3 protein-coding genes are annotated in these 5,684 nt (G+C 55.6%); 1 reads left to right on the top strand and 2 read right to left on the bottom strand.

What is annotated here, in order from left to right:
* Positions 1 to 856: 856 nt before the first annotated feature.
* Together A3A5_RS0111505 and A3A5_RS0111500 are read right to left on the bottom strand one after the other, a co-directional pair.
* Positions 857 to 1,837 (bottom strand): ParB/RepB/Spo0J family partition protein, encoded by a 981-nt coding sequence (locus A3A5_RS0111505; protein WP_018310718.1) that lies wholly within the window; start codon positions 1,835 to 1,837, stop codon positions 857 to 859.
* Positions 1,834 to 3,045, bottom strand: coding sequence for a ParA family protein (locus A3A5_RS0111500; RefSeq protein WP_018310717.1), 1,212 nt, complete (start codon positions 3,043 to 3,045; stop codon positions 1,834 to 1,836). Before A3A5_RS0111500 ends, A3A5_RS0111505 begins: the two co-directional genes overlap by 4 nt.
* 615 nt (positions 3,046 to 3,660) lie before the next feature.
* Here A3A5_RS0111500 and A3A5_RS0111495 point away from each other — a divergent pair.
* Complete coding sequence (locus A3A5_RS0111495) at positions 3,661 to 5,064, top strand: replication initiation protein (RefSeq protein ID WP_018310716.1); 1,404 nt, start codon at positions 3,661 to 3,663, stop codon at positions 5,062 to 5,064.
* Positions 5,065 to 5,684: the final 620 nt, after the last annotated feature.

Here is a 5,684-nt window from a genome sequence, read left to right as displayed (position 1 = left end):
GACGCCCCCATTCCAGTCTGGCGGACAAGACTCCGGATGAGGCATACTTCGCCACGCTGCCAGCGATCAAATCGGCAGCTTGACCGCCCCAGCGCCTCCACTTAAAAATCCGGATTCCCTGTCCGAACATACGGCGCCACCTCTAAGTTCAAGCCTGTCCGAACGCCGGCGGGCCAGTGCGGGGAGCTTTCGGTACTGGATAAGCGCGAGAAATGGCGCGCCGTATTCATGCCCAAGATGGTAGTGAATGCCCTGTTGGTGCACTGGGATGACCGCGGTCACGACTTCGAGTTACGCATTAATCAGCACGCGCTGGTTTCGCCGGTCGTTGTGCAAAACTTGCGCTAGGCCAAGGACAAGCACTTTGTCCCCCGAAGTCGGGCTCGCGAGTGTGTGCCCGGAAGTGGTTTCTGTCCGGATGGGATTTACAAGGTTATCAATGGGCATAAGCTTTGCGGCAGCCAGGGTCGCAAAGGTGTGCCGGAATGCGTGTGGCGCGGCATTAGCAGCCCACGTTCATCGGGCATCAGCGCAATGCCTCGGTCGTCGGCGAGTCGAAGCAGAGCGCTCTTGACGTGTGTTTTCAGTGCCTGCTCGGTCACGTCTCCCGTGCGGGCAGAACGTCCCGAGGCATCGAACAAGCGGCGAAGTTCTTTAGCAGATGAGTCACACCATTTGTGGGCAAGGGCGGGAATCGTGGAGGCTACACTGACGTCCTCAGCGCAGATGTACTCTCGGCTGTCGTGTTCTTATAAGAACACTGTTGACGCCTTAGCCTCTGAGCCTCATAGCCAGCGGCCGGAAGCTGGCCAAACATAAAAAAACCCGCCGTTTGTGGCGGGTCTTTTTTTGAGTGCTACTCGGGCTGGATGGAGAACATTTTTCCAATGTAATCCCTGAGTTCGCTTTCCTGCTCTTCCGTTATCACCCCAGCTTTGAACTTCAAGGTAAAACCCTTGACATCTTTGGTGATACTGCCAGCTTGAACCTTGCCGGCGAAAATTTTCAAGATGCTTCGGCCACCTGCATTCGCCGCAGGTGCGCCCTTTGTTACCTGCGCGCTAATCGCCGCAGCGACCTTACTCATAAGCAGGTCGCCGGATACGACCATCGGCCATAATTCGCGAAGCGCTTTCACCCCATCATCGCCAGTTTTCTTGACGCAGTTGGCAATTTCCTGAGCGGAATTCGCGCCAAGCAAGGAGGGGTTCAGGTCCAAGTCTAGCTTAACGAAATCCGGCAGTTCGTCGAAAGCCAAGAACTTGTACAGTTCATTGCGCGTCACACCCATTACCTCAGCGAGCCGGGTACGCGTGGAAAATTCCGACTCGGTGCGACGAACAGCAATCGCAATTTCGTAGTCAGACAGGCCATCCCGCGTCACATTCTCCATCAACGCCAACGCAGCCATATCCTCGTCGGTACATTCGATGACCACCGCTCGGATGGTTTCCTTATTGAGGAGCTTGTGGGCGCGCCAACGCCGTTCCCCGGCGACAAGCTGATAACCCTCCTCCCCTATCCGGCGAACCGTCACAGCCTGCAGCAAACCTGCTTCTGCAATCGAACGTGCGAGCTCCGATAGCTTTGCTTCATTGAACTGGCGCCGCGGCTGCCAAGGATTCGGCACGATGGCGTTGACAGGAAGGTGTGTCTCGACGCCCTTCGACTCGAGTTCCTGAATGCGCATCTGTGCCACCGACAAAGCACTAGTCAGACCAGGCATTGTTTGCGGACCGCGAGACGTCTTTTCCTTCTTGGTCTCGCCTTTGAAGTCAGCGGGTGTCGGCAAGTTGGCCGTCTTGGCCATCAACTGTTCTCGGATGTTATTGCTCATGCCGCCTCCTTCCAGGTCTTGACGAACATATCGTCCAACCATTTTGCGTACTGCATCATGGGCTGCTTGACACGCTGTAGAGACTTTGCAGTCGAATGAGTACTCACGACATCCAGTGCCGTCGAGAACGACAAAGCGCCGCCACTCATTACCGAGCTCGCTGGAATCTCGAAGGGATCGAGCCAACGCCCGTAGGCGCTTTGGGCCCACTGCCGAACAACCGGCGCCGAGGAAGTCTTCCCGTAGTCAACCTTGGAAAGCAAGATAGAGATGCAGTCGTATACCTTATCTTCCTCGTAGGGCAGGAAGTCCTCTGCAACATCCGAAAAAAGGCGCCAGAAAGCGAGCGAGCTGATGAAGTCCAGGTTCTCGGGAATCATCGGCATGACCAGTGCGTCTGCCGCGAGCAGTGCGTTCAGGTTCATGTACGAAAGCGAGGGCGAGGTATCAATCAGGATGTAGTCGTACTGTGACTTCAGCGGCTCCAGCCCTTGCCGCAGCACCGCCCAGAATCGGTACCCCTGGATGGTTTTCTGCCGTGCTGGCAGAAGAAACTCCGCGCCATAAAGGAAGGTGTGCCCAGGAATGATGTCCATGCCATCCCAATACGTCGATTGCACGCGAGAGCCCAACCCACCCTCCACGTTCTGGTCGAAGATGTACGGCAGTACAGTGTCTTCGCCGGAAATCTCCTTCTCCGCGTAGAGTCCGCAGAGTTCCGATGCCGAGGCTTGAGGGTCGAGGTCGATGACCAGAACCTTCCGGCCCAGCAGACTCAGTGCCTGAGCCAGACAAACTGTCGTCGTTGTCTTTGCAGACCCGCCTTTCAGCTGAGCAGTGGTCAAAACCTTGCCCTTGAAGTTAGCGTCGGCCTCACCGAGGCGAGTCTGATAAATGTCAGAAGCCATCTGCACCCACGTGCGAACTTCGGGAAGCGTAAACGTCCGGCTTCGGCCGGTTCCGTTCAGAGTTCCCGTGGGAAGGTTGGAATCACCTTTCGAAACTAGGTATTGAATCTGTTGGCGGGTAAGACTGCACAGATCAGCCAATTCACTGATGGTATATATAGGTGCAAGCTTGCGCGGCCGAGGCGCAAGAATTTGCTCGCGAAGGTTATCCGCGAACGGCCCGAGATTGTCAGCGAAGTCCGCAACTTCGCGCAGGGTGACCTTGCGGTCTTCCATCGGTAGGGCGCCTACGTTAGCCATTCCGCGCTTTCTCCATACTGTGACGTTGAAGCGCAGAATACACGAATACGCGTAAACAAGCTTGTATTGAGGCTACTTTTTGGCCCCCACATGAAGAAAACTCCGCAAATACTGGGGCATCGGTGTGCATTTACATTCTCAGCACCAGTCAGTCAGCCCTTTCACACTTCTTGGCCAGCCGCCCTCGACTAGCCACCTATAAAGACGCCCAAACCTAGCTCGCACAAAAACCACCCCTGGGTCGGTTTTTGTGCAGCCCGATCTGGTTGGGAATTTTTCCTTATTTTTCAAACGCTTAGCGGCCAACTCTCACAAATGCCGAATTTTTGGATACCTGGGTTGGTTTGTGTTTTTTGAAAGACAAAACCCGCAAACGAACAAACAACCGCGAAAAAAACGTTATTAATCAAGGCTACACCCTGTGGATAGGTACGGTTTTTGGGCAGAGTGGGATGATTTTTGTGCCACCCAGGCTGGAAATTGGTCGGTCGCAGACGAAACTTGTGGGTACAGGGGCGGTTTTTGGGCAAACCTACCGAGTAGAACGGGGCGGTTTTTGTGTTGACATGCCAATCTGCGCTGATAGAGTGCCGAGGATTGGAGTCACAAGAACGCATGGAAAACCAAGCTCTCACCGTCACGCCGCATCAGCTCGCCTTGGACATCTTTGAAGACATGTCCGGACAAGGTCGGCCGATTCACCAGTCGACGCGAGAAATTGGCTTCATCCGAAACAATATCTTCACGAGGGTGGGCGGCTTGGGTATTGCCGCACGTCGCATTCTGGACGCCGCGTACTTTATCGTTGCAACCAAAGCACCCGAGGAGTTGCTCGACGATAAGGTCTACACGTTTACCGCGGAGGTAAACTACTTCAAGTGGCTTATGCGTTACGAAGGAAGTCGTAACCATGCCCACCTTGTTTCGCAGATGCGGTCGGCCGCAAATGCTCGCGTTGACATCATGACCGCGCCGTCTATCGAGGAGATAACGGAAAAGGATTCGTGGGGCACGATTGGTCTACTTGGCGACTGCTACATTGAGCGCAATGTCGTCTTTATCCTCTTGTCTGGTCGGGTTATCAAATATGTCATCAACCCGTACAAGGCACATTGGCTGAGCTTGCGAGCCTCTACGTCGTTCTCGTTATCACTTGCGCGAGCCATCTACGACCGCCTTATTCCATGCGAGGGGCCCGGCATAACTGAGTGGTTTGCATACAGCGAGCTTCTCGAATGGCCGGGTAAGGTTGGCGAGTCGCGCAAAGAGGTCAAGGAGTTCAAGAAACACTTCCTGGTTCCAGCTATCCAGCAACTCAATCAGGTTTCAGATTTTGACGTGAGCTGGGAGCCCAACGCAGAACGTGTCCCACCCGAGAAGTTGAAAATCCGGTTTCGATTCACTAAAAAGCAAGGGGCAGATGCGGCGAGGGCAGGCATTGACGATTCGATGTATCTCACTCTCCACAACGAGTTTGCATTTGATGCGCCCGAGTTTGACCGGATTGCTAAGAATCGCGCGGATTGGACCGACGAGGTCATCGAACGCGCTATCGAATATACCCGTGCCAAGGTGAATGAAGGAAAGGTCACCAGCAGTCCAAAGGGATACTTATTAAGAGCCATCGAAGGCAAGTTCCGGCTTGGCGACGCTGACCGTCGCATGGCAGAGGTCAAGGCGAAGCAGCTCGAGGATTCCAGGAATGAAAGGCGTGGGCGGGAAGATGCGCGTGCTAAGGTGGAAGCCAGTCTCCAAGCTCAGAACGACCTAGCTATGGCCAAACTGAGCGACGAAATCAACATTGGGAAGCAGCTTTTCGAGGCTGCCGATGACAACGTGAGGAAAGACCTAGTCCAATCCTTCGTGTCTCAATTGTTGCCACAGCGGCTTATTGACAGGCAAGGGGTCGCCCGTGAGAGGTTGACTCCCGCAACCATCCTTACTGTCAATCGTGTAGTCGCAGAAGCCTTCTGTACTCACGTCTATGCGCGGTCGAAAAAAGCCCGCGCAAAAGACTAGGCGCCTTTATACCTCCTCCCGCGGGCAGCGAAATACGAATCCCGGCTCCATCGCGGGCATGTTGTGACTGCGGCTTTTTCCTATCACGCCGCGCAGACGTTCAATAGCTGCGCGCGCCGTCGCTGACGGCAACCCCCTACCTTGAGCCTGCAGGGCAGGGCCAAAGGCCAGCCCGGACGCGACTCGGTCCATCTCGACAAGCCAGACGCGCGCCTGGCCATGCGCCAAAGAGCTTCGGCAGTAACACGATGGAGGCTGAATCGACTTCATAGGTCGATCCGTCAGGTGCGGAAACCCATCTACCCCGGTACCTCTCTACGAGTTCGGCAATCTGCTGCCGCTCTTGCGCGGCCCGAGCCTCGGCTGTCCGGTCTTCGTCTTCACGAAGCTTCCGCGTCCGGACTACGTGCCCGAAGTCAATCGGCTTTTCGAGGAGCGACTTGAGGTACGCGAACAGTTCTCGCCCCCGGAGCGGCCTGAGCGCATTGCCAGCCGTCGAGACGACGTCCGACAATCGGTGGCCCGCCGTTCGCGCGAGCCTCATCAGTAGGAACAGCGCGGACATCTTTAGCGCTTGATCGCGCACCAGGGGCGCCAGGTCCATAGGCACCGCCCGACCG

This window comes from Cupriavidus sp. UYPR2.512 (assembly GCF_000379565.1).
Classification (GTDB): domain Bacteria; phylum Pseudomonadota; class Gammaproteobacteria; order Burkholderiales; family Burkholderiaceae; genus Cupriavidus.
This window is presented reverse-complemented; position numbering and strand designations above follow the sequence as displayed.